The 26,021-nt window shown below is 61.0% G+C and carries 19 protein-coding genes; 8 read left to right on the plus strand and 11 right to left on the minus strand.

Annotated elements, in window-relative coordinates:
* Window positions 1-21 precede the first annotated feature (21 nt).
* From C515_RS23810 to C515_RS0117265, 6 genes are all read right to left on the minus strand, one after another.
* Window positions 22-2,094 (minus strand): prepilin-type N-terminal cleavage/methylation domain-containing protein, encoded by a 2,073-nt coding sequence (locus C515_RS23810; RefSeq protein ID WP_144290527.1) that lies wholly within the window; start codon window positions 2,092-2,094, stop codon window positions 22-24.
* An 11-nt stretch (window positions 2,095-2,105) separates the two neighbouring features.
* Complete coding sequence (locus tag C515_RS23815) at window positions 2,106-3,359, minus strand: DUF8470 domain-containing protein (RefSeq protein ID WP_144290528.1); 1,254 nt, start codon at window positions 3,357-3,359, stop codon at window positions 2,106-2,108.
* Window positions 3,360-3,369: 10 nt separating this feature from the next.
* Complete coding sequence (locus C515_RS23320) at window positions 3,370-4,152, minus strand: prepilin-type N-terminal cleavage/methylation domain-containing protein (protein WP_081687040.1); 783 nt, start codon at window positions 4,150-4,152, stop codon at window positions 3,370-3,372.
* Window positions 4,153-4,161: 9 nt separating this feature from the next.
* Window positions 4,162-4,767: a pilus assembly FimT family protein gene (locus C515_RS24705; RefSeq protein WP_051305061.1), complete on the minus strand. Its 606-nt coding sequence runs from the start codon at window positions 4,765-4,767 to the stop codon at window positions 4,162-4,164.
* A 133-nt stretch (window positions 4,768-4,900) separates the two neighbouring features.
* On the minus strand, window positions 4,901-5,770 hold the full coding sequence (locus tag C515_RS0117260; protein WP_028456517.1) for a lysophospholipid acyltransferase family protein: 870 nt from the start codon (window positions 5,768-5,770) through the stop codon (window positions 4,901-4,903).
* On the minus strand, window positions 5,767-6,633 hold the full coding sequence (locus C515_RS0117265; RefSeq protein WP_028456518.1) for a lysophospholipid acyltransferase family protein: 867 nt from the start codon (window positions 6,631-6,633) through the stop codon (window positions 5,767-5,769). Before C515_RS0117265 ends, C515_RS0117260 begins: the two co-directional genes overlap by 4 nt.
* Window positions 6,634-6,742: 109 nt before the next feature.
* On the opposite strand from C515_RS0117265, the gene metK reads away from it, so the two are divergent.
* Together metK and C515_RS21790 are read left to right on the plus strand one after the other, a co-directional pair.
* The gene (metK, locus tag C515_RS0117270) at window positions 6,743-7,912 is read left to right on the plus strand and encodes a methionine adenosyltransferase (RefSeq protein WP_028456519.1); all 1,170 of its coding nucleotides are present in this window, start codon (window positions 6,743-6,745) and stop codon (window positions 7,910-7,912) included.
* Window positions 7,913-8,158: 246 nt separating this feature from the next.
* Entirely contained in the window at window positions 8,159-11,398 is a 3,240-nt protein-coding gene (locus C515_RS21790; RefSeq protein ID WP_051305062.1) for a DEAD/DEAH box helicase, read from the plus strand.
* A gap of 237 nt (window positions 11,399-11,635) precedes the next feature.
* On the opposite strand, the gene modC is transcribed toward C515_RS21790, so the two are convergent.
* From modC to modA, 3 genes are read right to left on the minus strand one after another with little or no spacing between them, the layout of a single operon-like run.
* Complete coding sequence (gene modC / locus C515_RS0117280; protein WP_028456520.1) at window positions 11,636-12,706, minus strand: molybdenum ABC transporter ATP-binding protein; 1,071 nt, start codon at window positions 12,704-12,706, stop codon at window positions 11,636-11,638.
* Window positions 12,703-13,377, minus strand: coding sequence for a molybdate ABC transporter permease subunit (gene modB / locus C515_RS0117285; RefSeq protein ID WP_028456521.1), 675 nt, complete (start codon window positions 13,375-13,377; stop codon window positions 12,703-12,705). Before modB ends, modC begins: the two co-directional genes overlap by 4 nt.
* A complete protein-coding gene (modA, locus tag C515_RS0117290) occupies window positions 13,377-14,117 on the minus strand; it encodes a molybdate ABC transporter substrate-binding protein (RefSeq protein WP_028456522.1) in 741 nt (246 codons plus the stop codon). The genes modB and modA overlap by 1 nt, the downstream gene beginning before the upstream one ends.
* Before the next feature lie 356 nt (window positions 14,118-14,473).
* Here modA and C515_RS0117295 point away from each other — a divergent pair, with 356 nt between their 5' ends.
* Window positions 14,474-14,797, plus strand: coding sequence for a rhodanese-like domain-containing protein (locus C515_RS0117295; RefSeq protein WP_028456523.1), 324 nt, complete (start codon window positions 14,474-14,476; stop codon window positions 14,795-14,797).
* Between the two features lie 248 nt (window positions 14,798-15,045).
* Here C515_RS0117295 and blaOXA read toward each other — a convergent pair whose 3' ends face one another.
* Both blaOXA and corA read right to left on the minus strand, forming a co-directional pair.
* Window positions 15,046-15,858, minus strand: coding sequence for a class D beta-lactamase (blaOXA, locus tag C515_RS0117300; protein ID WP_028456524.1), 813 nt, complete (start codon window positions 15,856-15,858; stop codon window positions 15,046-15,048).
* Between the two features lie 270 nt (window positions 15,859-16,128).
* Window positions 16,129-17,091 (minus strand): magnesium/cobalt transporter CorA, encoded by a 963-nt coding sequence (gene corA, locus C515_RS0117305; protein ID WP_028456525.1) that lies wholly within the window; start codon window positions 17,089-17,091, stop codon window positions 16,129-16,131.
* Between the two features lie 107 nt (window positions 17,092-17,198).
* Here corA and mgtE point away from each other — a divergent pair, with 107 nt between their 5' ends.
* From mgtE to C515_RS0117340, 5 genes are all read left to right on the plus strand, one after another.
* Window positions 17,199-18,635: a magnesium transporter gene (mgtE, locus tag C515_RS0117310; protein WP_028456526.1), complete on the plus strand. Its 1,437-nt coding sequence runs from the start codon at window positions 17,199-17,201 to the stop codon at window positions 18,633-18,635.
* A 573-nt stretch (window positions 18,636-19,208) separates the two neighbouring features.
* Window positions 19,209-21,206, plus strand: coding sequence for a ribonucleoside triphosphate reductase (locus C515_RS0117320; RefSeq protein ID WP_028456527.1), 1,998 nt, complete (start codon window positions 19,209-19,211; stop codon window positions 21,204-21,206).
* Window positions 21,207-21,466: 260 nt separating this feature from the next.
* Window positions 21,467-21,652 carry an anaerobic ribonucleoside-triphosphate reductase gene (nrdD, locus tag C515_RS0117330; RefSeq protein WP_028456528.1) on the plus strand — a complete coding sequence of 62 codons (186 nt, stop codon included), beginning with the start codon at window positions 21,467-21,469 and terminating at the stop codon, window positions 21,650-21,652.
* A gap of 74 nt (window positions 21,653-21,726) precedes the next feature.
* On the plus strand, window positions 21,727-22,437 hold the full coding sequence (locus tag C515_RS0117335; RefSeq protein ID WP_028456529.1) for an anaerobic ribonucleoside-triphosphate reductase activating protein: 711 nt from the start codon (window positions 21,727-21,729) through the stop codon (window positions 22,435-22,437).
* 236 nt (window positions 22,438-22,673) lie between these two features.
* The gene (locus C515_RS0117340) at window positions 22,674-25,781 is read left to right on the plus strand and encodes a hypothetical protein (RefSeq protein ID WP_144290529.1); all 3,108 of its coding nucleotides are present in this window, start codon (window positions 22,674-22,676) and stop codon (window positions 25,779-25,781) included.
* The last annotated feature ends 240 nt before the right edge of the window (window positions 25,782-26,021 follow it).

Below are 26,021 nucleotides of genomic sequence, written 5' to 3' on the forward strand. Positions count from 1 at the left end.
CGGCAGGCTGCAGTCACAAGCCTATTGGCATGCTCCCTGATCAGACCACCAGCTTGGATTTTGGTCTGGCCTATTTCCTTTGTTGCCATTTTGCAAGCTTCTGTAATTCTTTCCGCTATAGCTAACTTGGGCATTTAATGAGTACGTCGTCCCATTGTTGTACCCAGTTGCATAGCAGGTTTGATAAGCGCACGTGCTGCCAGAATTTAATGTCCAGACATCTTGTGCCGAACATGTGAAGCTAGCGTTTCCAGTATTTGGAGCTGTTGCTGTTACGGAGTTGGTTGAGTTATAAAGGCCACTGGCAACTGTTCCGCTGCAGGTTTTTCCGCCCACTGTCCAGTCCTTTGTTTGAGACGAACAGGTTACTTGAGTGCAAGAAGCTGTACCCTGATTGACGGTCCAAGTGTTACTTGCCGAGCATGTGAAGCTTGCTGTGCCTGTGAATGCACCGGTTGAATTTGCTGTGCGAGTATCATTCACAGAGCCTGCCGCCACTGATCCGCTGCAGGTCGAGCTACCTACTGTCCAAGTCGGGCTTGCTGCCGCACATGTTACTGCAGGCGTGGGTGATGGTGTTGGCGTTACCGTGGTGTCACCATGGCAGACGCCTGCGTTAAGTACTGAGAAGCTGGAGGGTGAAACGCATCCCACCTTCCACAAGCTGCTGTTGCCAGCCGGACTATTGCTGTTGTTATTGTCATTGTTGCTGGATGTGTGAGCCTGTTTGGCAAAGTAAATCACGCCCGTGAAGTTGGTATTGTTGCTGTTTTCATAACAGACACGGGCAGCGTTCGCATATGCCGTGCTGGTTGCCCAGCGTGGATCGCTGGTCGTGCACGGCACTACCTCTTCCCAGTGTGTTCCCAGCAAGGTGGTCGGCGGGTAGATAAAGGCCGAAGTGTGTGTTTGCACAGCGACGTAAATTTTCCCAAGGTAGCAGACTTGTGTTTTGCTGTTGTAGTTTACCGTCCCGGTCCAGTCAGGGCGTGTCGGCGAGCAGTCGGTGCCAGGGTCGGAGCCTGCATTCGTGCCGACGATCAGGTTAGTGTTTGCCTTGACAGGAGGGGTGCTGACGTCGGAATCATCATCTACTGCCGCGGACTGCGGAACGGTTTCACTGTCGCTTCCCACTGAGTTCAAATTGCCGCCTTGTGCCTTGAAACATTCGGCAATCAAAGTGACGCTGTTGTTGGCAATTGCACAGGAATATTCGCCCCAGAGAATATATTTGCCACTGTATCGATAGTATTTGGTCTGTCCTTGTTCCGTGACCGCTGCGCAATCGGCATATTGTGTTGCTGAACTGCATTCAACCCTTACGGTTAAGCCTGAAATGGTGTCAAGGCTGCATTTGACGCCATTCTGGTTTGTGGGGGTGGTATTCAGTGTGCATTGACCATGAACAGCGCCATCATTTTCCCAGCGCACGATACCATCGACATAATATCTAACCTTTACCCAGATTGGTGAGCCATCCACCGGCTGATTGTTTGTGTTGCTGGTTGTGCCGCCATTGCTGTCGCAGCCAGTGCAGATCCATTGTTCCTTGACGCCTTGGTCATTGGGGTGCGTTACAATTGCATCTTTGCGGTAGTTGGTGCCAGATTTCCAATCTTCAATATTGGTGCTCGGGCCAACCCTCTTTCCACCGGTTGGATCTCCCGCTGCAAGATCGAGTGCATTTTTCGGTGCCACGGTCCCCAGAAACGATATCAGGTTTATGGATTGAGATGCACCAAATCTATCGGTCCAGTTGACGGCTACGCTTGCCCGGCGCAGCGCTGTGTTTTCCGGACAGGTAATGCTGGTGCTGCGAACGTAATTCTCTGCGATGCCGCTGGCATTGGAGCCATAGATGTCGCTTTTCGATTCGGTGGTGGACGTATCGCATGCGGGAACAGTTTGGCGCAGTTCTTCAATTCGCTCCTTGGCCAACAATAGCGCCTCGGATTGCGATTTGCTCTGCCCCGCCATGCCGAGCATTACTGCATGCAGTTTGGCTAAAGCCAGCATTCCGGTGGCCAGTATGGCCACACTGACCATGATTTCTATCAGGCTGATCCCGGCCTGCCGAGCAATGGATTGTTTCATGATGACTCTCCTTACCAGTCGCGCCAGGAGCCGGCGGCGCGGGCGTAGCCGTCAGCTTTACGGTTAAGGTTGTTGAAAATATCAGGGTTGTAACGAACCTTATTGTTGCCATTGCCAAAAGCGGTTGAGCCATCGTTCACGAGGGTCCCCTCAACGGTCAGGTTGCCACTGATGCTGACGGAGCCGATCACATGAACAATGCCATAAATTGTTACATTCCCATTGAGACTCAAAGTCCCGTTGACGACGAGCACAACAGGGTTTTCTGGGGAGCCATACGTATTATTGCCGTTTACTGAGAACGTGCCTGTTGACCAGAAAACCGGGCCGTTGCTGGTATTGTTGGCTTGGGCTTCGGTAGGAAACTGATTGCCCATCTTGGTTGTGCTTGAGCTGTTGTAAAGAGTCTGAGAGTCGACCCCATACAAATACTCAAACAGCGGAAAGCTGCCGGGACTGGTGGTTGGGTCGGCACCAGGTGTGCCCTGCATGGTCGCAAGCCCGCCATCCCGGTCAAATCCACTGCCATATGTGCCCTTGCCATTGGTTGAGTAGCAATTTTGCCCCTGCCAGTTATTTGGTGAATTGGTCAAATCCAATCCGGCGTGAACGGCGTAGCCGCTTCCCGAGCTGTTTTCCACACAGGTGGAGCCGCCAAGCGAAACATTTCCGACTGCCAAAATGGCGTCGGACGGGAAGCTTCTGAAAAGGGCGCTCTTGCCGACCAGGCTGACATTCTGTGCGGTAACGCTGCAAGTTGCTGAGGCGGTCAGATCCGAGCAGTTCGTATATCCGATCGCTTCAATTCTGATCAGCGAGCTTGCATCGACGGAGCTTGCTGTAGCTGTTGGTGTTAGTGAACAGGGGGTTGTCAACGAGGCGCCAGAGCGGCAAACCCGAACCTCGTAAATCGAGCCATAGCGGCGATCATTGCCACTGCTTACCGCAGAACTTGCAACGTAGGTGACGATTGCACCTGCGGCATTATTGTCAATGGTTGCCAGCATTTGTGCTTTGGCAGCGCTGGAGGCGCTCCAGCCGGATACGTAAGACGCCTGGCTTGCATTAAGCAAAGCCAGCATGGTTTCACTGCCAGCTTCTGCCGCTTCCCTGGCTATTTCCACGCGGTTCATCTGTCGAACCATGGAGATTTCGGTGAGGCTGGTGCGATGGACATAGACCAGAACCAGACTGGTAAGTACCAGAGAAAGAACCGCTGCAATCAGAGTAAATGCGCCGCGCTGCCGAAAATTGATGGTTCTCATGATTGGTACCTCAAGAACAACTTGCTGCGGTTGACGAAGATGGGGCGTTCTTGCGCTGACTATTGCGCAGCTTGACTGTTTCGATCATGTTCTTTTGCACACTGGGTGCTCTGGGGTGTTCCGCCATCATTGATATTTGAACTTGCCAGCTGCAAATCACGGGGTTACCTGCAACCGCAGGGCTAGGGCTGATACTGGAGCTGACAACAAAATGCAATGAAGTGATTGTCATTCGGGTTGGGTCCGTCAGTGCTTCCCATTCGGACGACAGACCTGTGCCTGTGGAATTGTCTGCTGTGCAATTATGTGCGCTATTCCCGCCGCGATGAATCATCAGTACACCGTTGCGGAGGGCAAAACCAAAGCGGTTTTTGTCGGCGGCTGCCGTGCCTGGATTCAGGTGATCATTGTCGCGATCATAACCATAGAGAATGCAATTGGTGTTGCTAGTCGCTGCTGAGCTGGTGTTAGAATTTCGAGTGAGGCTCTGTGGTGAAATTGTTCCGGTATTCAAGGCCTTCCCATTAAAGCCACTGATGTTGTAATAAGGGCTGGCTGCAGTTGGGGCGCTTGCTGAGCCGGCAAAGTAGCCGGCTCGGCGCAAATCACTGACTACCAAATCCATCGCTTCTCTCATGTCTTGGTTGAGTGCAATGGCTCTGCGTGTATCTTGGCTGCTTCGAATTTGATCGCTAAGCATGGTGCCTAAGGCCATAAGGACAAGCATGCCCATTGCTACAGCAACCATTAGCTCGATCAGGGTGAAACCGTTTGGGTGCAGAGGGGTTTTCATGGCAATGTCCTAGTGGGTTACCTTGATGCTTCCAGATTCGCTGATAGCGACGACGGATTGCTGTTTTCCAGTATAAGAGCACGTGCTCCATGCGCCGCCGTTCCAACAGGCTGTAGTGCCTGTGTTGTTACCATTTTCGGCCTTGGCCATGAATAAGACCGATGCACTATGGTTGGTGCCACTACGAAACGGATCGAACTGCAAGCCATCGAGTTGAGTGTTGTCGGGGTTTAATGGCAGTGCCATATTTACTCCTGCGAAGTCAGCATCTGCACTACTCATCCTAAACATCCGACAGTAATCCGCAGAACCTGTGCTTGTTATGGAGCAATCGCAGTTACTGGCTTGCAGTGCGGCACCCACGCACCAATTAGAGCCGGTACTGTCTACTTGTGCGCTGATCTGGATGGCTGAATTGCTTTGACTTTTACCCGCGAGTTTTGCGCTGGCAAATTTGCTGCTAAACTCTTCCGCAGCGGCGACTACGCGTTGCTTGATAATTGCCTCGCGGTAGCTGACGAAGGCAATGGTGGCGATAATGCCAATTATTGCCAAGACAATCATCAACTCAATCAAGCTAAGTCCACGTTGCAGCATCGGCAGTTTGTTGTCCATTACGGGTCGCTCCTGACGGCACAGGTGTGCGCATATCTACAAACCTATTCTAGGGGCGGGATGGGCTTTCCGCATGACCACCGAACAGGCCTTTTGTACCGCTGGTCTGTCAGTGTGATGCGCCAGATATGGGCTAGTACAAAGAAGGCTCGCCTGCCGGTCGTGTCTTGAACCTTCGGTGCAGCCACCAGTACTGGCTGGGGGCGAGCAGGATCTGTTCTTCGATGAAGGCGTTCATGCGGCGGGCGTCGGCCAGGGCGTCCTTGCCGGGGAAGTCATCCCAGGCCGGGAAGATGCGGCAGACGAAATGCTGCCCCTCCAGGCGGGTAATGACGGGGATTACCGCGGCATCGCTCAGGCTGGCCAGCCGCGAAAGCGCCGGTACTGTGGCGGTAGGGATGCCGAAGAAGGGGACGAACACCGATTCTTTCGGGCCAAGATCCTGATCGGGCAGGTAATAGAAGGGGATTTTTTGCCGCAGCGCCTTAACAACGGGACGCAGGCCGTCGCCGCGCCGGATCAGCAGGCGCTCGCGGCGCGCGAGTCGCTGGCGAATGGTCATGATCAGGGCGTGAAAGACGCCGCGTTGCGATGAATAGAGCCCCGCGCCGGGATGATCGATCCCCAGGCGCAGGCCGGCGAAATCCAGGCCGATGAAATGCGGGCTCAGCAGGATGACGGCACGCTGGCCGGCGTGGGCCAGCAGGTGCTCTTCGCCTTCGACGCGCACCAGGCGGCGCAGCAGGGCTTCGCTGCCCCAGTAGAGCTTGCCGTAGGCGAGCAGCGTGCAGGCCAGTTCGCGAAAATGCCGGCGCAGCACCCGGGTGTGCTGGCGCGCGGGCCAGTCGGGGAAGCACAGGCGCAGATTGGTCAGCCCCACGCGGCGGCGGCGCGCCAGCAGCAGGTAGAGCAGCTCGCCCAGCACGGCGCCCAGGGCGCGCAGTACCGGCATGGGCAGGATGCAGAGCACCCAGAGCAGGGCGGCGGCCAGCGCGCGGCTCATGCCTGTTCCTCCGGGCGGGGCGCGCCGCTCGGGCGTTTGTAGCGGTTATAGCTCCAGAGGTATTGCGCGGGAGCCTGGCGAATGAGGTCTTCCAGATTGCGGTTCAGCAGGCTGGCGTCATGCAAGGGATCGCCATTTGCTTCGCCGCTGAAGGGCTGGACATGAAAATGGTAATGGCCGGGTTTGGTGCGGATGGTGTAGCAGGGCAGCAGGATGGCGTTGCTGCTCTCGGCCAGTCTGGCCCACAGTGTCATCGTGTAGGCGGGCTTGCCGAAAAAGGGCGCCCAGATGCCTTCACCGCTGCCGGGGACCTGGTCGGGCAGCAGATAGGCCATGCCGCCGCTCTTCAGCGTTTTCAGCAGCACGCGCACGCCGCGCGCGTCCGCCGGCGCCGGCGTGCTGCCGCCCCGGCTGCGCGAGTACAGCATCAGCGGTTCCAGCCAGGCCTGCTTGGGGGGGCGGTATAGCGGTGCAAGCTTTCGTGGCAGCCACGATCCGATGCATACCCCGGTCAGTTCAATGGCGCCCAGGTGAGGCGAGAGAAAGATCAGCGGACGGCCGCTGGCGAGTGCGGCTTCCACATGCTCCCAGCCGCTGCGCGTGGTGCGCGCCAGCAGCGTGGCCGGCGGGCGCATCCAGTGGGCCAGTACCTCCAGCCCGCCCCGGCCGTGCTCGGCGATACTTGAGTACAATAATCGGGTATAATCGCTGTCATTTTGTGCAAGACCGCTCTGGCGCAAATTGCCGCGCAATTTGCGGCGAAAACTGGGTGAGGCCACCCAGACCAGCCAGCCAAGCAAGGCGCCGATCATCTGCAGCACGGGCAGCGGAATCCGGGCCAGGAGTTTGGCAAGTGCCAGCATGTCGTATCCGGTCTGTGAACAAACAGCTATTGTAACCGCCTATCGCGCGCAGATTGTAGCCAGCGTTATGAGCTGCGCGCGGATTCGTGCAGACAAGGACCACACCCTGATGAAAGATTTCCTGTTTACTTCCGAATCGGTTTCCGAAGGCCATCCGGACAAGGTCGCCGACCAGATTTCCGACGCCATCCTCGACGCCATCCTCACCCAGGACAAGCACGCGCGCGTGGCGGCCGAAACGCTGGTGAATACCGGCCTCGTGGTGCTGGCCGGCGAGATCACCACCACTGCCAACATCGATTACATCCAGATCGCGCGCGATACCATCAAGCGCATCGGCTACGACCATTCCGACATCGGTTTTGATTACAAGACCTGCGCGGTGCTGGTGGCCTATGACAAGCAGTCGCCCGACATCGCCCAGGGCGTTGACGAAGGCGCCGGTCTCGATCTGGATCAGGGCGCGGGCGACCAGGGCCTCATGTTTGGCTATGCCTGCGACGAGACGCCGCAACTGATGCCGGCGCCGATTTATTACTCGCACCGTCTGGTGCAGCGTCAGGCCGAGCTACGCAAGGATGGCCGCATGCCCTGGCTGCGTCCGGACGCCAAGTCGCAGGTCACGCTGCGCTATGACGGCGAAACCGGCAAGGTGAAGGAGGTCGACACCGTCGTCCTGTCCACCCAGCATCACCCGGACATTTCCCACGCCCAGCTGTCGGAAGCCGTGATCGAAGAGATCATCAAGCCGGTGCTGCCGAAGGAGTGGATCACCGCCAACACCAAGTTCCTGGTGAACCCGACCGGCCGTTTCGTCATTGGCGGCCCGATGGGCGATTGCGGCCTGACCGGTCGCAAGATCATCGTTGATACCTACGGCGGCGCAGCACCGCACGGCGGTGGCGCCTTCTCCGGCAAGGATCCGTCCAAGGTGGACCGCTCCGCTGCCTACGCCGGCCGCTATGTGGCGAAAAACATCGTTGCCGCCGGCATTGCCAAGCAATGTCTGGTGCAGGTTTCCTACGCGATCGGTGTCTCCAAGCCGGTGTCGATCATGGTCGATACCTGGGGCACCTCCACGCTGTCCAACCAGGAAATCGTCAAGCTGATCGAAGAGCACTTCGATCTGCGCCCGAAGGGCATTGTGCAGATGCTCGACCTGCTGCGCCCGGTGTATACCCGCACTGCAGCCTACGGTCACTTTGGCCGCGAAGAGCCTGATTTTTCATGGGAGCGCACCGACAAGGCCGCCGCCCTGCGCGCGGCTGCCGGTCTGTAACTCCGTTTTTCCTTGTCAACAAAGCGGCCGGCGGGCCGCTTTGTTGTTTCCAGGTTAGCAAGCGCTCTCGTTTGTAAAAAAACCTGTTTGAACTACCGAGACGCAGAGGCCACAGAGGAAGAAACCCCGAGAAATGCAGCAAATTTCCTCCGGTTTTTCTCTGTGAGCTCTGTGCCTCTGTGGTTAATTGGGGTTTTGCTGTGAAGTCTTGCTAATCAGGTGTTGTTTTAGCGCCGAGATCATCCCATGCCCCTGCCCAGCCGTTCTGCCCTGCTCACCGCCCTGTCCCGACTTGGCAGCGGCGCCGTGGCGCGCGGGCGGGATTACCACCAGCAACGGCGTGTCACCCTCCAGAGCCTGAAGGAGGATGGCGTCGATGCGCTGGTGCGCGGCAGCGCCATGTATTCGGTCTATGTGGATTTCCGGCACGGCCAGGTGGTGCGCAGCGAGTGCAATTGCCCGGTCGGCGTGGGCTGCAAGCACATTGTGGCAACGCTGCTCACCGTCATCGACCACCTGCCGGCCGATCCGCAGGAGGCTGCGCGCCGCGCCGCGCAGGAAGAAGCCCGGCAACTGCATATTGCCCAGGCCTGGCTGCAAGGTTTCGCGCCGCCCGAGTACGGCAAAGCGGCTCCGCGGCAGGACGAGCAGTTGCGCTATGTGCTGACGGCGCCGCTGGCGCATGGTCTGCGCGTGCTGCGGCTGGAGGCCCAGGTGCAATACCGCCTGAAAAGCGGGCGCTGGTCCACGCCCAAGCGCCCGAACATCGACCGCATCCTGTCGAATTACGATGTGCCGGATTATGTGCGCCCCGAAGACATCGTGCTCTTTCACCTGCTGCGCGCCAGCGCACCGCGATACTACTATCAGGACCCCTTGCGCGAGCCGCTGTCCGAACAGCTGGGCCTTTTGATCGTGCAGGCCCTGCTGCAGACCGGACGCTGCACGGTCGGCAGCAGCGACGGCCCGCCGCTGGCCTGGGGTGAGTCGCGCGAGCTGCAAATCGAGTGGCAGAATGGTAAGAAGGGTATTGCTCCACGACTCATTGTAGAAAAGGGCTGCGAGCTTATACCCTTTGATCGGCCGGTCTGGATCAATGAAGCCACTGGCGAGTGTGGCGAGCTGCGCTCGACCATGGGCAGCGAACAGCTGCGCGCCTTGCTGCAGGCGCCCGAGCTGCCGCCCCAGCAATGGCTGTCGCTGGCCGGCAAGCTGCCCAAGGCCTGGCAGAAAACCGGCCTGCGCCTGCCAGGCGTTGTGTCCGAGCATCTGCTCGATGGCCTGGTGCCCGTGCCGCTGTTGCACATCGCGCGTCTGCCGGACGGCGCCGGCGATGGCCTGCTGCTGGAGCCGGCTTTTGCCTATGCCGATCACCGCATCCCACCCTATCCGCAGCAGGCCTTGCACGAGCTGCCGGATGGCCGCCTGCTGCAGCGCGAGCTTGCCGCCGAAGACGCCTGGCTGGCCGAAGTGCCCGGCACGCCGGCCATGCTGCATCGTCCGCTGGTCGAGCGCTTTGCCATTGGCGGCGCCGAGCAGGTGATCACCCGCCCTGACGATCTGCCCGACTTGTTTCAGCGCATCGTGCCGGCCCTGCGTGCGGCGGGCTGGCGCATCGCGGTGGACCGCGACGCCGAAATCACGATCAGCGATGCCGAGGGCTGGTGGGCCGAGCTCGACGACGAGGACGGCAACGACTGGTTTGGCGTTGATCTGGGCGTACTGGTCGATGGCGAACGGCTGAGCCTCCTGCCCTTGCTGGTGGAGGCCATCCGCAAGGCGCCCGCCGATTATCAGCTGGCGAAGCTTGCGGAAACCGACACGCTGCTGCTGCCGGCGGGGGAAGGACGCTTCCTGCGCCTGCCGACCGAGCGCCTGCGCCCCATCCTGCAAACGCTCACCGAGCTGTTTGACGCCGATTTCGATGCTGACAGGCCGGTACGCCTGCCGGCGAGCCATGCCGCGCGCCTGACCGAGCTGGGAGACTGGGCCTGGAGCGGTGGCGAGCGCACGCGCGCGCTGGCGCAAAAACTGGCCGATTTTGCCGGCATCACCCCGCAGGCCGCGCCGGCAGGCTTTGCCGCCACCTTGCGCGCCTACCAGCAGCAGGGGCTGGGCTGGCTGCAGTTTCTGCGCGAATACGGCTTCAACGGCATCCTGGCCGACGACATGGGCCTGGGCAAAACCGTCCAGACACTGGCGCACATTGCCACCGAAAAAGCCGCCGGCCGGCTGGATCGGCCCTGCCTGGTCGTCGCGCCCACCAGCCTGATGTTCAACTGGCAGCGCGAGGCCGCCGCATTCGCTCCCGCGCTGCGCGTGCTGCTGCTGCATGGCAACGCGCGTCACGAGCGCTTCGCGCAGATCGCCGGCCATGATCTGGTGCTCACCACCTATCCGCTGCTGCCGCGCGATGCCGAGGTATTGCAAGAACAGGCCTGGCATCTGCTGATTCTCGACGAGGCGCAGGCGATCAAGAATCCGAAGGCACAGGCGGCCGGCATCGTGCGTGATCTGACTGTGCGCCATCGCCTGTGCCTGACCGGCACGCCAATGGAAAACCATCTCGGCGAGCTGTGGGCGCTGTTCGATTTCCTGATGCCGGGCTTTCTCGGGCGCGACCGGCAGTTCAACAGCCTGTTTCGCACGCCCATCGAAAAACAGGGCGATGCCGAGCGTCGCCAGCAGCTCAGCCGCCGCGTCGCACCGTTCCTCTTGCGCCGCACCAAGGAACAGGTGGCGACCGAATTGCCGCCGAAAACCGAAATCATCCGCGTGGCCGAGCTGCAGGGCGCACAGCGCGACCTCTACGAAACCGTGCGGCTGGCGCTGTCGGAAAAAGTGCGCCAGGAAGTCGAGAGCAAGGGGTTCAAGCGCAGCCAGATCGTGATTCTCGATGCGCTGCTCAAATTGCGCGAGGTCTGCTGCGACCCGCGACTCGTCAATCTGGCGCAGGCGAAGAAGGTGAAGCACTCGGCCAAGCTCGACATGCTGCTGGCGCTCTTGCCCGAGTTGCTGGAGGAAGGACGGCGGATTCTGCTCTTCTCGCAGTTCACCCGCATGCTGGGGCTGATCGAGGACGAGCTGAAAGCCCGCCAGATTGCCTATGTGAAGCTCACCGGCCAGACGCGTGACCGCGCCACCCCGGTCGAGCGTTTCCAGAATGGCGAGGTGCCGGTGTTTCTGATCAGCCTGAAAGCCGGCGGGGTTGGCCTGAATCTCACCGCCGCCGACACGGTGATCCACTACGACCCGTGGTGGAACCCGGCCGTCGAAGACCAGGCCACCGACCGCGCCTACCGCATCGGCCAGGACAAGCCGGTGTTCGTCTACAAGCTGGTGTGCGCCGGCAGCGTCGAGGAAAAGATGCAGCTCATGAAAGACCGCAAGAAGGCGCTGGCCGCCGGCGTTTACGGTGAAACCGGCGAAAAGGCCGCGCTGCTGCAGGCCGATGACCTCTCCGCGCTGTTTGCGCCGCTGGATTGAGGCGCATGCGGCAACTGCAACACCCAACGCAATACTGTAGGGACGATTAGCGCAGCGTAATCGTCCGGATGGCATGCGTACGGTGTAAAAACCAGCGAAGTGACGCAGAGGGATGGTGGAGGGGCTTGTCATGCGTACGAATACGCTGTGCTATTCGTACCTACGGGTGTATTTGGGTATTGCCATGCAGCCCTTTTTCTTAAAGGGTTGTGGCGGTATATGGCAATGGGTATTTGCTTAGAGCAGCGCTACCGACTTGATCTGCGCCCACACCTGCTGGCCGGCCGCCAGTTGCAGGGTGTCGAGTGACAGCCGTGTAATGCGCGCCAGCAGCAGGCTGCCGCCGGCGTCGAGTTGCACGAGCACCTGCCCCGGCTGGCTGGCTGGCCTGATGGCGGTGATGGTGGCGGGGAGGCGGTTGACGATGCTGCTGTCGTTTGCTGCCGATCTGGCAAGGCTCACGTCGCGCGCGTGGATGCGCACGCGGCGCGTCTGGCCGCTTTGCAGCTCGCCCGCGCCCACCTTCAGCTCGCCCCCGGCAAAGCGCAGCGTCGCCAGCTGATAATGGCTGTCGACGGCCGTGACACAACCCTCCAGCACGGTGCTGGCTTCCAGCTCGAAAGCGGCGGGCAGGTCGAGTCGCGCCAGCGTATCGGCCAGCGGCCCGCTGGCGGCAACCTGGCCGGCTTCGAGCAGCACGAGGTAATCGGCCAGGCGGCAGACTTCGTCGATGCTGTGCGTGACGTAAACCACCGGCATGTCGAGCTCACTGTTCAGGCGTTCCAGCCAGGGCAGCACCTCCTCCTTGCGCCGGGTGTCCAGCGCGGACAGCGGCTCGTCCAGCAGCAGCAGTTGCGGCGAGGTCAGCAGCGCGCGCGCAATCGCCACGCGCTGGCGCTCGCCGCCGGACAGTTGCGCGGGTGCGCGCGAGAGCAAGGGGGCGATGCCGAGCAATTCGATGGCTGCCTCGGGCGCGATGCGGCGTTGCTGGTCGGGAATGCGCCGGTAGCCGAACAGCAGATTGGCGCGAACATCCAGATGCGGGAAAAGGCTGGCTTCCTGGAACACATAGCCCAGTGCGCGGCGATGCGCGGGCAGGAACACGCCGCGCGCATCGTCCTGCCAGCACTCGCCATTCACCTGCAGGCTGCCGGCGCCGCGTTCCAGCCCAGCCAGCATGCGCAGGATGGTCGTCTTGCCCGCGCCCGACGGCCCGAACAGCGCCGTCACACCGCGCCCCGGCAGCGTCAGGTCGGCGCGGGTGCAGTGCCCTGAGCGCGTCAGTGTCAGATCGGCCCTGATCGTCATGCCGCCGCCTCGCGCCGGTTGAGCAGATTCAGCGCCAGCAGCACGGCAAAACTGAAAACCAGCATGCCGGCGGACAGCCAGTGCGCCTGCGCGTATTCCAGCGCTTCAACGTGATCATAAATCTGCACCGAAATCACCCGCGTTTCTTGCGGGATATTCCCGCCTATCATCAGCACCACACCAAATTCGCCCACCGTGTGCGCAAAACTCATCACCGCAGCGGTGATCAGGCCGGGGCGCGCCAGCGGCAGCACGACATGCACGAAGGTATCGAGTGGCGAGGCGCGCAGCGTGGCGGCGACCTCCAGCGGGCGCGCGCCAATCGCGCGGAAGGCCTGCTGCAAGGGTTGAATGGCAAAGGGCAGCGAATAGAGGATCGACGCGATCACGAGGCCGGCAAAGGTAAACGGCAGCAGCCCCAGTCCCAGAACTTGGGTGAGCTGGCCGAACGGCCCATTCGCGCCGAAGGCGATCAGCAGATAGAAGCCGATGACGGTCGGTGGCAGCACTAGCGGCATCGTGACCAGCGCGGCGGTGATGCGCGCCAGCCACGAGCGGCTGCGCGCCAGCCACCAGGCCAGTGGAATGCCGATCGCCAACAGCAGCAGCGTCGTGACGCTGGCCAGTTCCAGGGTCAGGCGGATCGCCGACCAGTCGTCAGGGCTTAACATCAGAAGCGGTAACCGTACTGCTGCATCACGGCACGGGCAGCGGGTGTTTTCAGGTAGTCGAGCAACGCACGCGCGCCGGCGCTGTTGACGCCGGGTTTCAGCAGAATCGCGTCCTGGCGGATGGGGTGGTGCAGCGTGGCCGGCACAATCCAGACTGATCCTGCGCGCAGCTTGCCGTTTTCCATGATCTGCGACAGCGCGACAAAGCCGAAGTCGGCATTGCCTGTGGCGACAAACTGATAGGTCTGCGCGATGCTCTCGCCCTGCACCAGCTTGGGCGCGAGCGTAGCGTCGAGTTTCAGCGCCTGCAGCGTTTCCATCGCCGCCTGGCCGTAGGGGGCGGCTTTGGGGCTGGCGATGGCGAGTTTGCGAAAATTCGCCAGCTTCAGCACCGCGCCATCCTTGTCCACCGCACCGGCGAGGGGGCTCCACAGCGCGAGCTGGCCGGTGGCGTAGTTGAAGCGCGTGCCAGTGATGCCCAGGCCTTCCTGTTCTAGCTTCAGCGGCGTCGTGTCGTCCGCCGCCAGCAGCACCATGAAGGGTGCGCCGGCCCGGATCTGCGCGTAGAACTTGCCGGTCGCGCCGGAGGAAAGCTGCAGCGTGTGGCCGGACTGTTTCTCGAAACCGGGCGCGAGTTTCTGCATTACCGGCATGAAGTTGGCGGCAACGGCGACGGGAATGGTGTCGGCGTGAGCGGCAAGCGGCAGGAAGGCAAACAGCAGCAGGGCAGGTAAGCGCATGGCGGATTCTCGGCTGGATGCGGGGCGGCAAAGGTCTCCTTGATTGGAAATCCTTCTCTGCAAACCACAAAAACATTTTTGAACCACAGAGGGCACAGAGAAAAGCGGGAGCACCTCATCTGTATTACTCGGGATTTTGCTTCCTCTGTGTTCTCTGTGCCTCTGTGGTGAATTCGGGTTTTGCAGGGACATTCTGCCAATCAGGAAAGGCCATACCCTAGCCGCAGACGCCATTGGCCGCAATACGCAGGATGGCCGCAGTCGGATGGTGGACGTGCGCGGCTTCGGGTAAAGTTGCGTCTTCATGAACGGGGCGGCCAGCGGGCTGCCCCGTTGTCATTTGCAAAGGAAAAACCATGCAGCATCTAAGCCCATTGCAGCTGGCCGACTGGCTGGCCGACGAAACCCGCAGCAAGCCGGTGCTGCTCGACGTGCGCGAAGGCTGGGAAGTGCAGCACTGCGCGCTGCCGGGCATTACCCACATCCCCATGGGCGAAATCCCCGCCCGCCAGCAGGAACTCGACCCCGACACACCGACCGTGGTGATCTGCCACCACGGCGTGCGCAGTTATCAGGTGGCGATGTTTCTGGAGCGCAGCGGCTTCGAGACGGTGATCAACCTGACCGGTGGCGTTGCCGCCTGGGCCGACGAGGTTGATCAGGCGTTCCCGCGTTACTGATAGCAAAGGTGAGAAATCGTTGCTGCGGGCTCGGCCGCAGGTCTGTGCGGCACGTTTCGCCGCGTCATGGCAATGCGAAAGAACCATTCCGTCATACCGGCGAAAGCCGGTATCCAGTGACGATGCGGTCTGGATTCCGGCTTTCGCCGGAATAACGAACGTAGGCTTCGGCACGGTTTTTGTATGGAGATGCTTTATGGGTATTGCCCTGTAGCCTTTTTTATTGAATGGCTGCAGGGCTATACCCTTCAATTCTCCAGAATTCTCAGCGCGCGCAGGCTGGCCTTGGCGAGCTCGGCGCGCTTGGATAGTTCCCTCTTGGGCAGTTCATCGGTGCTGGTGATGTCCATATTGAGCGCAAAGGGGTAAACCCGGCCCGCGCGCTCGACCCAGCCGACGAACCAGCCGGTGCCGGGTTTGCTGCTGGTGGCCCAGCCGGTCTTGCCGTAGAGCACCCAGCCGTCACCGCTTTCCAGTCTGCTGATGTCGCGTACCGCCGCCTGTTGCGCGGCCGGATAGGGCAGGGTGCCTTGTGCCAAGTGCGCAAGGAAGCGGGTCTGTTCGATTGCGCTGATTCTCAGCACGCCATCCAGCCAGAAGCGTTCGAGATCCTTGCCGGTTCTGGCGTTGCCATAGCCGAGCCGCCGCAGCTGCTTTTGCTCGGCCGGCAGGCTGATGCGCCGGGCCAGCTCCTGATACGCCAGCACATTCGACGTGCTGATTGCCTGGCGCAGATTCATGTCCTGCTTCCAGCTGGGAAGAAACGCCGGCTGGCCCGCGTAGCGGAAGAACACTTCGTCGACGCCGGTTACCGCGCCGGTGTCGAGGGCGATCAGGCTGTGCGGAATCTTGAAGGTCGACGCCGGGCTGAAGCGGGTGGCGGCCCGTGCGGCATTGTGGCCGGTGAGGGTGTTGCTGGCCGGATCAAGGACGACGAAGGTGCCGCGCACGCCGGCCTGGTCGAACAGCGCGGCGATCTGCGGGTCTTCACGGAATTCGGGGGCCGGGGCGGCATTGGCCAGGCCGAAGAGGGCCAGGGTCAGCAGCAGCAGGGTTTTCATGGGCGAGAGTCTCGGGGGCAATCCCGCAGCATAAGGGAGTGGGGCGCTGGCCGGCTGTAAACAATTGCGCTTGCCAGCCCGCCACCAGGGCATTGGCGCAGGTGCGGGGACAGAACAAGGTTCTCGGTATGATCATTGGGTATATTGCTGCGACCCTTTATCTGTAAAGGATTGAGTGGTATGGGTGTGAACGTATCCTGCAACACCTCACACCTCACACCTCACACCTCACACCTCACACCTCACACCTCACACCTCACACCTCACACCTCACAGCCAGCCCTTGCGGCGGAAGTACCAGTAGGGCGCGAAGCCGGAGATCACCATCAGCACCAGCGCGGCCGGGTAGCCCCAGGCCTGGGCGAGTTCCGGCATCTTGGCGAAGTTCATGCCGTAGATCGACGCGACCAGCGTCGGCGGCAGGAAGACCACACTGGCAATCGAGAAGATCTTGATGATCTTGTTCTGTGCCAGATTGATCAGGCCCATCACCGCATCCATCAGGAAGTTGATCTTTTCGAACAAAAACGCGCTGTGGTTGTTCAGCGATTCCAGGTCACGCAGGATTTCGCGCAGATTGTTTTCCTGCTCCGGGCCGAGCTGGCGGCTGCGCAGGAGAAAGGACAGCGCGCGACGCGTGTCCATCAGATCCAGCCTCACCTTGCCGTTGGTGTCTTCGTGGCCGGCCAGCGTCGCCAGCGCCTCGCCCATCAGCTCGTCGGTCATTTCATTGCTGCGATCCAGTACGCGGCGGCTGACGCCGTCGAGCTTGGCGTAGATGTCTTCGAGCACATCGGCGTCGTATTCGACGGCGGCGTCGTAAATCGCCAGCAGAATGTCCTGCGCCGTGGCGACAAAGCCCGGCTGCACGCGCGCGCGCAGGCGGAACAGCCGGATGACGGCCAGCTCCTCCTGGCGGATGGTCAACAGCCGCCCTTCATTGAGCAGGAAGGACACGGTGACGTTGGATGATTCCTCGCCGTCGTTGTGCAGGAAAAACGAACTGATGTGCAGCCCGTTGTCGTCCATATAGCAGCGCGCCGATTCTTCCAGATCGAGCAGCTCTTCGTCTTCGGGCAGCTCCAGGCGGAAGACGCGCTGCACCAGTTCGCGCTCGTCGTCGGTCGGGTCGACCATGTCCACCCACAGCACCTCGGGGCGTTTCAGGTCGTCGGGGGTCAGTGCCGGCACCTGCATCAGCCGGCCAGCGCTCAGTACAAAAGCATTCAGCATGTCACTTCTTCCCCCGTGTTGCGGCGCGGCGATTATACGCGCCGCGCTGTCATCAAGGGCTGTTAATATCGCGGGATTTCCCGCCAGACTCCCTGCAGAGCCCGCGCATGACCGACCTTGCCCGCACTTCGCCCGACAGCCTGCACACCACGCTGCAGCAGGTCATGCGCCTGCTGGAGCGTCACCGGCTGATCGAGGGCATGGTGCACAAGCAGGACATGCCGCGCCACGAGCTGGTCGAGCAGCTGGTGCACAAGCAGAATCTGGCCGAGCTGGAAAAGAAGCTGGCCAGCCTGCACCCCGCCGACATCGCGCACATTCTGGAAGCCTTGCCGCTGAATGACCGGGGTATGGTCTGGCAGCTCGTTGCCAGCAAGGATGAGGGCGAAGTACTGCTGGAGGTATCGGACGCGGTGCGCGAGTCGCTGCTCGCCGACATGGCGCCGCACGAGATTCTGGCTGCCACCAGCGAGCTGGACGCCGACGAGCTGGCTGACCTGATGCCCGATCTGCCGCAGGCCGTGCAGCAGGAGCTCTATACCTCGCTGGATGCCGCCGAGCTGGCACAGGTGGAAACCGCGCTGACCTACCGCGATGACGAGGTGGGCGCACTGATGGATTTCGACATGGTGACGATACGCGATGACGTCACCCTCGAAGTCGTGTTGCGTTATCTGCGCCGTTTCAGCGAATTGCCCAATCACACCGACAAGCTCTTCGTCATCGACGAACGTCGCCAGATCAAGGGCGTGCTGCCGCTGGAGCAGTTGCTGCTGAACGACCCCGAGAAAGGCGTGGCCGCGGTGATGGCGACCGATGTGGTGGTGTTTCACGGTCACGACGATGCCAGCGATGCCGCGCAGGCCTTCAGCCGCTACGATCTGGTGTCCGCCCCGGTGCTTGACAGCAATGGTGTGCTGATCGGCCGCCTGACGGTCGACATGATGGTCGACGTGATCCAGGAGGATTCCGAGGCCGAAGTGCTGTCGCTGGCTGGCCTGAAGGACGAAGACCTGTTTTCCAGCGTGTGGTCGTCGGCCAAAAACCGCTGGCCCTGGCTGGCGCTGAACATTTGCACGGCCTTTCTCGCCAGCCGCGTGATCGGCGCTTTCGAGGCCACCATTGCGCATCTGGTGGCGCTGGCCACGCTGATGCCGATTGTGTCGGGCATCGGCGGCAATACCGGTACGCAGACAATTACATTGATCATCCGCGGCATCGCGCTGGGGCAGATCAATGCCGGCAACGCGCCGCGCCTGCTGCTCAAGGAATCCGGCATCGCCCTGCTCAATGGCCTCTTGTGGGGCAGCGTGCTGGGGCTGATCGCCTGGCTTTTGTACCGGCAGATCGATCTCGGCCTGGTGATGATGGGGGCGATGGTGCTCAATCTGCAGGTGGCGGCGCTGGTCGGCATTCTCGTGCCGCTGACCATGCAGAAACTCGGTCGCGACCCGGCCTATGGCTCCTCGGTGCTGCTCACCGCCATGACCGACAGCATGGGCTTTTTCATCTTCCTTGGCCTGGCGACCATTTTCCTGATGTAGCAAGAAACCCTTCTCTGCAAACAAAAACCTCACCTGATTAAAAAGCTGTCTCAGCAAGCATTCACCAACAGCCCGTCATGCCGGCGAAGGCCGGCATCCAGACTGCAAACGTTTCGTTAACCCTTCTGGATTCCGGCCTTCGCCGGAATGACGGCAAGAAAGCTGAGGAGTCTTGCTAATCAGGAAACCTCTTGAACCACAGAGACACAGAGGAAACAAAATCCTGAGAAATGCGTTGGAGAAATGCGCAGTCGTGCTCCCGCTTTTCTCTGTGTTCTCTGTGTCTCTGTGGTTGATTTGGATTTTGCTGAGTTGTCTTGCCATTCAGGCTTCCTGATGCAGGAAGAAACCCGGCTGTTTCGCCTTCGCCACAGCACCTTTGTAAGCAAAAAAACGGTGTATCGAGCCGCGCACGGCATGCGTGCTGGCTTGTGAACAGATACCGCGAAAACAGCACTTGGCGGGCGGCTGTCAGGGTTTGATTTGCATCAATTTCTACATTATGTGGTGTCGCGGTAATACGATAAACACAATATATTGTGCCTGAACGCAAACGCACTCAGGAGCACAAGCATGGCCGGACACCCCGAATACGTCGTCAAGCGCGACGGGCGCACCGTTCCCTTTGACGCCACCAAGATCGCCAAGGCGCTGGCCCAGGCCGGCATGGCGACGGGGGAGTTCAACGAAGCCAAGGCGCACCGCCTGACCGCGCTGGTGATCGAGCAGTTGCCGACCGATGCGGCGCCGACCATCGAGCAGATCCAGGATAACGTCGAAGAAATGCTGCTGGCGCTGGGCCACCTGAAAACTGCCCGTGCCTACATCACTTACCGCAGCCAGCGCGCCCGCGTGCGCGCCGACGTGCGCACCGTCGTCGACGTGGAAAGCTCGATCAACGAATACCTGGATCAATCCGACTGGCGCGTGAACGCCAATGCCAACCAGGGCTGGAGCCTGGGCGGGCTGATTTTGAACACCTCGGGCAAAGTGATCGCCAACTACTGGCTGAATCACGTCTACCCGCCCGAGATCGGCAATGCCCACCGCTCGGGCGCGGTGCACATCCACGATCTGGACATGCTCTCCGGTTATTGCGCGGGCTGGTCGCTGCGGCGGCTGCTGCACGAAGGTTTCAACGGCGTGCCCGGCAAGGTCGAGGCCAAGCCGCCGCGGCATTTCTCCGCCGCCATCGGCCAGATCGTCAACTTCCTTGGCACGCTGCAGAACGAATGGGCCGGCGCGCAGGCGTTTTCTTCCTTTGATACCTACCTGGCGCCCTTCGTGCGCGTCGACAATCTGTCGTACAGGCAGGTCAAGCAGTACATCCAGGAGCTGATCTACAACCTGAACGTGCCCAGCCGCTGGGGCACGCAGACGCCGTTCACCAACCTGACCTTCGACTGGATCTGCCCGGAAGACCTGCGCGAGCAGATTCCCTACGTCGGCGGCGAGGAAATGCCGTTCAGCTACGGCGAGCTGCAGACCGAGATGGACATGATCAACCGCGCCTACATCGAAGTGATGATGGAAGGCGACGCGATGGGCCGCGTGTTCACCTTCCCGATCCCGACCTACAACATCACCAAGGATTTCGCCTGGGAGCATCCGAACACCGATCTGCTGTTCGAAATGACCGCCAAGTATGGCCTGCCCTACTTCCAGAACTTCGTGAATTCCGACCTCGAGCCGCACATGGTGCGCTCGATGTGCTGCCGCCTGCAGCTGGATCTGCGCGAACTCTTGAAGCGCGGCAACGGCCTCTTCGGTTCGGCCGAGCAGACCGGTTCGCTGGGCGTGGTGACCATCAACTGCGCGCGCATCGGTTTCGAATTCAAGGGCGACGAAGCCGGGATGCTGGCGCGGGTCGACGAGCTGCTGGAGATGGCGAAAAACAGCCTCGACATCAAGCGCAAGGTGATCCAGCGCCTCATCGACGGCGGGCTGTATCCCTACACCAAGCGCTATCTCGGCACGCTGCGCAACCATTTCAGCACCTTCGGCGTGAACGGCATCAACGAGATGATTCGCAACTTCACCAATGACGAATACGACATCACCGACCCGCGCGGCCATGCGTTCGCGGTGAAGCTGCTCGACCACATCCGCGCGAAGATCGCCGACTTCCAGGAAGAAACCGGCAACCTCTACAACCTGGAAGCCACGCCGGCCGAGGGCACGACCTACCGCTTCGCCAAGGAAGACAGGAAGCGCTATCCGGGCATCATCCAGGCAGGCACGAGCGATCAGCCGTATTACACCAATAGCTCGCAGCTACCGGTGGGCTTCACCGACGATCCCTTCGAGGCGCTCACCCGCCAGGAAGAGCTGCAGCGCAAGTACACCGGCGGCACCGTGCTGCACCTGTACATGAACGAGGCGGTATCCAGCGCGCAGGCCTGCAAGGCGCTGGTGCAGAAATCGCTGGCCGGCTTCCGCCTGCCCTACATCACGGTGACGCCGACCTTCTCGATCTGCCCGAAGCACGGCTACCTGAGTGGTCACCACGAGTTCTGCCCGAAGTGCGACGCCGAGCTGATCGCCAGGAAACAGGCAAAGTGTTGCGAGTAAAAGCAATCAACCACAGAGGCACAGAGAACACAGAGAATGCCGGGCAGGATTTTCGGGTGCCTGTTCGGCTTAGGCCCGAGCGAGAAGCGGTCAGCGGCGCGCAGAGCAGCGCAGGAACCGGAATTTACCGAGGTAAATGAGGATTCCGAGCAGCGCATAAGCGCCGATCACCGCTTCGCAGCCGGGCAGACCACTACCTTTTGTTGAGCCCATTGGGGAGGGCGGCTTGTCCTCCCCCTCTTTTTACAGGAGCCAGAACCATGACCGATTTGTCCGTACAGACCAATTTCCAAGTCGAGCTGAAAGACGAAGAGCGCACCCGCTGCGAAGTGTGGACGCGCGTGATGGGCTACCACCGCCCGGTAACGAGCTTCAACGTCGGCAAGAAGGGCGAGTTCGCCGAGCGCAAGTTCTTCGAGGAAAACCGCAGCGACTGCTGCCGCTGATTGCCAAAGCTGATGGGTATTGCCGTGTAGCCAAATGATTGCAAGGGCTGTGCGGCAATACATGGAGTATTGTCATGTCAAGCGCACCCCCCAGGCTGGGCGGCCTGATTCCCTTCTCCAGTTGCGACTGGCCAGGGCAACTGGCCGCCGTCGTGTTCATCGCCGGTTGTCCGTGGCGCTGCCGCTATTGCCACAATCCGCACCTGCAAAGCCGCGAAGAACAGGGCGGCATCCCGCCGTGGCCGGATCTGCTGGCCTGGCTGGCGACCCGGCGCGGGCTGCTCGATGGCGTGGTGTTTTCCGGCGGCGAAGCGCTGATCGAGCCGCGTCTGCCGGAGATGATCGCGGCCGTGAAGGCGCTGGGCTTTGCCGTCGCGCTGCACACCGGTGGCGGCTATCCGGCCAGGCTGAAGGCCTGCCTGCCCATGCTTGACTGGGTGGGCTTCGACGTGAAGGCGCTGTTCGCCGATTACGCCAAGGTCACCGGTGTGGCCGGCAGCGGCGCGGCGGCGCGCCAGTCTTTGTCGCTGCTGCTGGATTCCGGTGTGGCGTTCGAATGCCGCACCACCATCCACGCCGGCCTGCTCTCTGATGCCGATCTGCTGGCGCTGTCCACCGAGCTGGCCGCGCTGGGCGTGCAGGATTACGCGCTGCAGCATTTCCGCCCGCATGGCTGCCACGATGCAGCGCTGTGCAGCCAGCCGCATTCTGCCGATTACCCGCTACCAAGCACCGTGCAACAGGTGGAAAGCCGCTTTCGTACCTTCGCCCTGCGGCAGGCTTGAAGGGGGAAGGGCGCGGCAAACCGTTTGATTAGCGCTTGAGCCCTGCAGTCAAGCAATGGCGGGGGGCTTGATACGCTTTGCTGCCGGTCTGTTGCCTTTGCCGCATCCCGTGCCCTCCGTGCTTGCGCTTGGACAGGCAACAAGCCGCGTGCGGGCAGCCTGTCTGTTATCTGCTTTCTAATTGCTGACTTTTTATATTGTGTAATATGCCGGCTTTTAATTTAAGAAGCTGACCCATGCCTTCATCTTATCGGATTGTCCCGCTGCTCGAGGTGCTGGATCTTTTGCCAGAGTCGAACTGGCACAAACAACGCGTGCTGAGCAATGATCGCGAGGTGGGGCACTGGAAAGTGCTGCTTGTTTCCGGCCCGCTGGAGCTGGCCGAGCTGCCGCTGCATGAGCTGCCGCAAGTCGTGACCGGAGCGCCGTGCCCTTTGTCTGCCGATGAGCCGCTGGTGCTGCTGCTGGTGGATGGCAATCTGCGTGTGCGTGGTCCGATCCACTCGCTTGACTGGGACGCCGGTGGGCCTGGCCTGGTGGTGCGGGGCAATCTGCACGTGCATGCCATGCTGGTGGGGGGCGAGGACATCTGCGTCACTGGCGATCTGCAGGTCGACACGCTGTTCTGGGGGCATTACAACCATGGCTCGCTGAATGTCGACGGGCATAGTTGTGCGCAAGCCTGGCTGAGCACGGAGGAATACCGCATCCGGATAGGCGAGGATGCCGAGGGTCTGCGCTGGCTGGATCATCGCGAGACATTGCCGGCGCCGACGTGGGCGTCGCTGACGCGTCTGTTCCGCGCCGATGCGGTGGAGCCGCTGCACGGGCGCATGCTGTGCGAAGTGGACGACGCAGTCAACGCTTGGCTCAAGTCATCGGTCCTGATCGAAGCGAGCCGCCGGGGCGAACCCTTGCTGCAGCAGCTGCAGGAGCCACCAATGCTGCCGCCGCAGCGCATGAGTGGTCAGGGACTGGATCTGGCTGGGTTTCGGCAGTTGCTCGATACCAGCTTGCTCGCATATGCCGATGCTGAAGGCAAAATCGAGCTGGAGGATGGTCCGGTCTATTGCATCTTGCAGCCGCGTGTCGGCGTCATGAGTATCCGCAATGCCGAACGCAGCTATGTGCTGAGCATCAGTCCGGCGCGTGAATCGTGGCTGCCGTGGCGGCGCAAAGTCGAAACGCTAAGCATCGAGGGCGCGGATCGCACGACGGGCAAGTGGCGGTGGCGGTGGCGCAGCGTCATGCCGGATGAGCCCACCCTGCAGACCCTGTGGGCACACTGCCTAGCCCTGGTCGGCCACGCCGAGCGCTTGCGCCCGCAGATCGAGGAGCGCATCAGTATTGAGCGCATGCAGGCTTTGCTGGAGCTGCCCTACACCCGAGAGACCTTTCCCGCTTACGACGACGGCGAGTACTTCGGGAGTGTCTATCTGGCGGTACGCCAGGCTGAAGAAGGAGACCCGCGTTTGGGAATTGCCTGGCGCGGCAGCGAGGCGCGGCTGGAAAACGGCTGGCGGGACCACTGCTTTTTCAATTACGGCCTGAGCGAAGAGAACGGCGAGATCAAGCGTAATTTGTGGTTCCAGCCGCAACAGGAAGAAGACACCAGCCAGGAGCTGGCGCTGAACCAGCCGCGCTATTACCAGGGCCTGCTGAATTGGTTCGAAGACCTAGCCGAACTGCTTGAGCGCGGGCAGCGCATGCTCGATCAGGAGGCCGAGGGCGAGCGCCGCCGCTGGAGTTTGGCCGCGCAAGCCGTCGCCGACAAGCAAGCGCGCTATGTCGAGGTTCCGCTTGCCGATGCACAAGACGGCAGCAGCGAAACCTTCCGCTTTCGTGTGCTGCCCTATGCGGCGGTGGCGCAGGAGCTCGATGCACTGCAATTCTTGGGCAAATCCGCCGTGCCCGAGCCTGATGACGCAGACGGCGTTTTCCTCGTCGCAGAGGGCGATTGCACGTTGTCCTGCCTGGATATGAATAGCAGTTACGACGATTTGGAGGTGGCCGGCTACCTGTTCCGCGGCAACCTGAATGTGGAGAAGTATCTGGCCGCCTACGATATCGACTATTCGCCGCTGCTGGTGGTAACAGGCGACCTGCGGGTGCCCAATGTGCAGCTGTACGGCGGGCACTGCTTTGTCGGCGGCAATCTGGTAACCGAATGCCTGTACGGTTTTTACAATCACGGCTCGCTCGATGTGGCTGGCACGCTGGATGCTGATGTGCTGATCGCCAGGGACTATCAGGTACGTAGCGGAAAACTGCACGCCGGGGTGATCATCGCCGTGCCGCATGTTCTCAGCGTCAATGAATATGAAGATGAAAATGGCCTACAGCAAACCAGTCTGGATTGCTTCCCGAGCAATGCCCGGGTTGAAGATGTGTTCGAGGCGCAATTGTGTGATCCGTCGCCATTCTGGGGCGGGTATTTCCCTGACTTTGCCCGGCTGTCGGCGCGCATGCGCAGTGATGACACGCCGGTGTATGACCGCGAACGCCGCGAGTGCCTGATTTCACAAATGCCGTCCGAGGAGGAAGTACGGCGCATTTTTGACTGGGTGTTTGCTAGCCCGCGTCTGGCCGAAGCAGAGTTGCGTGTTTACCCGGAAGGCAATGCCGATGGTGACGGTTTGCATGCGTATGCCTTGCTGGGCGAGGATGGGGTTCGCCACATCGGGATGCATCTGGGGCATCGCAGCGGGCATATGGCCGGGATCGAGCAGGCTGCGGATGGTTCGCTCATCGCCGCTCATTATGTGCCGCGTGATGCCAGGCATACGAGCTATGTCACTTACGCCGAACCACTGGGTGACACCCGCCTCTCGCCGCGTCTGGCTGTGCATTTGTTCTATGAGGCGTTGCAGCGCCTGGGCATGCTTGATTACCGGCAGACTTTGCCCGAGCACACCCCGCCAGAGTCGGCGGCAGACGTCGGCCCCAGGCTGCAGCAGCTGCATGAGCAGTATGTTGGCGATGTGGCGCGGTTTGCCGATGAGGAGGTCGCAGGCCGGCGCCTCTTGCTAACGCTCCAGCCTGTCGAGCAAAAGCTGTTGGCGCTGTGCGGCATGGAAACGCAGGAGGGCTGTTACTTTGCCGAGCTGGCAACCCACGCTCATGCCGCCTACCGCATGCGCCAGGACGCCGCATTCAGCTACGCCTGCTGGCGTGTGGCCCAGCAGCTGGACAATCCGAGGGCGTGGCTGGATCGGGCGGCATTTCTGGCAAGGGTGGCAAGCCTGAATCCCAGCGAAGAATTGGCGGATCGGCATGCCGCCGGGCTGGAAGCCGCCATCGCCGAGCTGGTACAGCGCGAGCCGGATGAGCGACCGCAGGTCTAGCCCGGATTTTTCACCACCTGCTCACTGAGCGGGCTCAAGCAGCAGAAACTCCTCCCGGATAGCAGATCGCCGCTCTGCAGCGCGGGCACTGGCCTGCTTTCCAGATTGCGGGCGCAGCTTCCCCTACCCCCGAAGCGTCAACGTGTCGGGGCCGCACTCGTTTTGACTATGGGCTGGCCAGTGCCTCTGCCGCGAGGCGATACACCTCACGCAGTGGGTGATGGCTGGCAAACAGGATCC

The organism is Chitinilyticum litopenaei DSM 21440 (assembly GCF_000428145.1).
In the GTDB taxonomy this organism is placed as follows: domain Bacteria; phylum Pseudomonadota; class Gammaproteobacteria; order Burkholderiales; family Chitinibacteraceae; genus Chitinilyticum; species Chitinilyticum litopenaei.